Below are 3,497 nucleotides of genomic sequence, written 5' to 3'. Positions count from 1 at the left end.
GAGCGAGCAACTGCAGAGCAGGCGTTCAACCGTTTAGTGATCGTGGGGGGCGTACCTGCGATCGGCAGCATTATCGGCGTTGCGGCACTGCTATTTCTTGTAGGGCAATGGCTGATTCGGCGCAAGCAGGCACTTCTCGATCCCAGTGGAATAACGGCGTGGTCCACCCCTTGGGATTGGGAGACGGTATGGCAAGTGCTAATTTTCGGTTTTTTCTTCGTGGGTCAAATTCTGCTGCCGTTAGGACTAAGCCTGCTGGGGCAGACGATCGGATTTGACTCAGCAACGCTAACCGAGCGTAGTAGAGCGTTTTATATTCTAATCAACTACCTGCTGCTAGCGGCGGGAGCCGTAGCGGTGCTCTACGGTTCCATCAAGTCCTACCTGCCGCTGCCGGAGGGCTGGTTTCGGGTCAGCCTGCGAGGCAACTGGTTTTGGTGGGGCACGATCGGCTACGTGGCAGCTCTGCCGTTAGTCAGTTTGGTGTCGATCGTGAATCAGCAAATTTGGCAGGGCAAGGGTGGGAGTAATCCAATTTTGCCGATCGCGCTAGAAGGCAAAGACAGCGTTGCCTTGACGATATTTTTTGTTACGGCCGCGATCGCGGCTCCAGTGTTTGAGGAAATCCTGTTTCGAGGATTTCTGCTACCATCGCTAACGCGGTACTTGCCTATGTGGGGTGCGATCGGGCTGAGCGGCCTAATTTTTGCTATTGCTCACCTCAGCCTCTCAGAAGTACTACCACTAACCGTGTTGGGGATGGTGCTGGGATTTGTGTATGTGCGATCGCGAAATTTGCTTGCTTCTATGCTGCTACACAGCTTGTGGAACAGCGTTACGCTCCTGAGTTTAATTGTGCTGGGTGGCAGTGCTAGATGAGAAGAGATTTTATGAGGCAACGCAAACTTGTATTACCGCTGCTCGTCTTACTGGGAGCCGCATTTTTTAGCGCCTACTCTGATCTAGAAACCAATTTTCTGCTTAAAAGCGCGGTGATTCTGCCAGTCCAGGTTGGAGCGTGCGCTTGGCTGCTGTATGCCTACTGGAAGGGACGGCTGAAGGAAACGTCCGGCACTAAGACTGGGCGATCGTCCAGCAAATCCTAGAGAAAGTTCTAGATTTCTAGCCGATTCACCCAAAATTCATCTACCGTCAAGAAAGAGGCGTCATTCGGCGCTAAGTGTTGTACTGAGTTCAAGCAGGATGCAACTGATTTCTGAACTAAAGAATGCTCAAGAGAATTCTCAAGCGCCAACGGTAGAAACCGTAACGCTGGATGTAAGCGGCATGAAGTGTGCTGGCTGCGTTCGCGCTGTCGAGCAGCAGTTGACTCAGCATCTGGGTGTCGTGGCTGCTAGCGTCAATCTTGTGACCGAGGTAGCGGTCGTGCAGTGCAAACCAGGGGTTGTGAACCCAGACGCGCTGGCACAAACTGTCACTGATGCTGGCTTTCCTTCACAAGCACGGTATGCACAGGGTGCCACTGAGGACGGTGCAAGCACGCTGGACCGGACTGAGCGGCGACGCATCGAAGCACGTCAGCAGATTTGGCAATTGGCGACCGCTGCAGTTCTTCTGGTACTGTCATCGTTGGGGCATCTGGGGCAGGTTGTTCACCTGACGCTGCCCGGTTTGAACAACATCTGGTTTCACTGCGGGTTGGCGACGCTAGCCCTCTTGGGACCGGGACGATCGATGGCGATCGATGGCTGGCGCGGACTGCGACACAACGCGCCCAACATGAATACTCTCGTCAGTTTGGGCACCCTCACTGCCTACAGTACAAGTCTTGTCGCCCTACTGTTTCCTCAACTTGGCTGGGAGTGCTTCTTTGATGAACCCGTCATGCTGGTGGGCTTCATTCTCCTGGGTCGCACGCTAGAGCAACGTGCCCGCAATCACGCCGCCAGCGCTTTTGAATCTCTGCTTGCCCTACAACCAACCGTGGCGCGGTTGATTCAGAAGCGTGACCCGAATGAGCCAGAGTCAACCTTCTTGATGCATCCGTTATCGGTTAGCGAAATTCCAGTGGATCGGGTCCGCGTCGGTGAATGGCTGCACGTACTGCCCGGAGACAAGATCCCTGTGGATGGCGAGATAGTGGCAGGGCAGACCACTGTAAGTGAGTCGATGCTGACTGGAGAACCACTGCCGGTCATGAAAGAGTTGGGCGATCGCGTTGCTGCCGGAACGCTCAATCAGTCAGGAGCCATCATCTTAAGTGCTACTCGCACTGGTAAAGACACAACATTAGCGCAGATTATCGCCCTCGTTGAAGCTGCCCAAACGCGCAAAGCGCCAATTCAAGCGCTGGCAGACACGATTGCTGGATACTTCACTTATGGTGTTCTGACGATCGCCACCCTGACCTTTCTGTTCTGGTACTTCATTGGCTTTCACATCTGGTCCGATGCGCTGCTAGTGCAAACTACGATGGGCGCTGGGCACCTCATGACCCATGTACCCACTTCCCATGCTTCACTCCCGACTTCTCACTCTCCACTTCTCCTCAGCCTCAAGCTTGCGATCGCTGTCCTCGTCGTTGCCTGCCCCTGCGTCCTTGGCTTAGCTACACCGACTGCAATTCTGGTGGGGTCTGGGATTGGAGCCGAGCGAGGCTTACTCATTCGTGGTGGTGACGTGCTAGAGCGCGTTCACGAAATTGATACCGTAGTTCTAGACAAAACAGGCACCCTGACCACTGGCAAACCCATTGTTACTGATTGCCTCATCACGTCCTCATGCGATCTCACCCCCACCCTTCTTCTACAGCTTGCTGCCAGCATTGAAAGCGGCACTCGGCACCCACTGGCGATCGCCATTCAACAGCACGCCCAACAGCAGAAGATTGACCTCTTGCCCACTCAAGATTTTGTAACTGAGCCGGGCTACGGAGTTGCCGCTACAGTGCTGTTGGAGTCTAGGTCAGTCCGGGTGCTGATGGGAACTCAGGCGTGGTTAGTCCGTCATGAGGTTTCGTTTGATGACGCTATCCAGACTCAGGCCCATGGACTCTCTCAAGCTGGGAAAACGGTTGTGTTTGTTGCTCTGTCCGATGCAATCGATCGCCCTTCTTTGGTAGGTTTAATTGCTGCTACGGACCCGCTTCGAGCAGATGCGGCTGAAGCTGTTGCCACCCTCAAGCAGATGGGGCTGGACGTGTGGCTATTGACTGGAGATCGGCGTGCAGCCGCAACGGCGATTGCTCAATCCTTGGAGCTAGAGCTAAATCACATCTTGGCAGATGTTCGTCCCGACGGAAAAGCCCGCACGATCGCGGCTCTCCAGTCTAAAGGACATCGTGTGGCAATGGTGGGAGATGGCATCAATGACGCACCAGCACTTGCTCAGGCGGATGTGGGAATTGCCTTGCAGTCGGGCACAGATGTTGCGGTGGAGACGGCAGGGATCATTCTGGTACGCGATCGCCTGACAGACGTTGTAGAATCGATTCGGCTCAGCCGGGCGACGTTCAATAAAATTCGTCAAAATTTGTT

3 protein-coding genes are annotated in these 3,497 nt (G+C 54.4%); all 3 read left to right on the top strand.

Translation table 11 applies throughout. The features are described 5' to 3' along the window. On the top strand, positions 1-879 hold an 879-nt coding region (locus H6F43_RS22880), incomplete at its 5' end, for a type II CAAX endopeptidase family protein (RefSeq protein ID WP_190340060.1). An 11-nt stretch (positions 880-890) separates the two neighbouring features. Further along, entirely contained in the window at positions 891-1,106 is a 216-nt protein-coding gene (locus H6F43_RS22875; protein WP_190340059.1) for a hypothetical protein, read from the top strand. Positions 1,107-1,203: 97 nt separating this feature from the next. Next, positions 1,204-3,497: heavy metal translocating P-type ATPase (locus H6F43_RS22870; RefSeq protein ID WP_190340058.1), on the top strand; the 2,294-nt coding region annotated here is incomplete at its 3' end.

The sequence above is a fragment of the Leptolyngbya sp. FACHB-36 genome (genome assembly GCF_014695955.1).
In the GTDB taxonomy this organism is placed as follows: domain Bacteria; phylum Cyanobacteriota; class Cyanobacteriia; order Leptolyngbyales; family Leptolyngbyaceae; genus FACHB-36.
The sequence above is the reverse complement of the archived record's forward strand: the minus strand, read 5'-3'. Positions and strand labels throughout refer to the sequence as shown.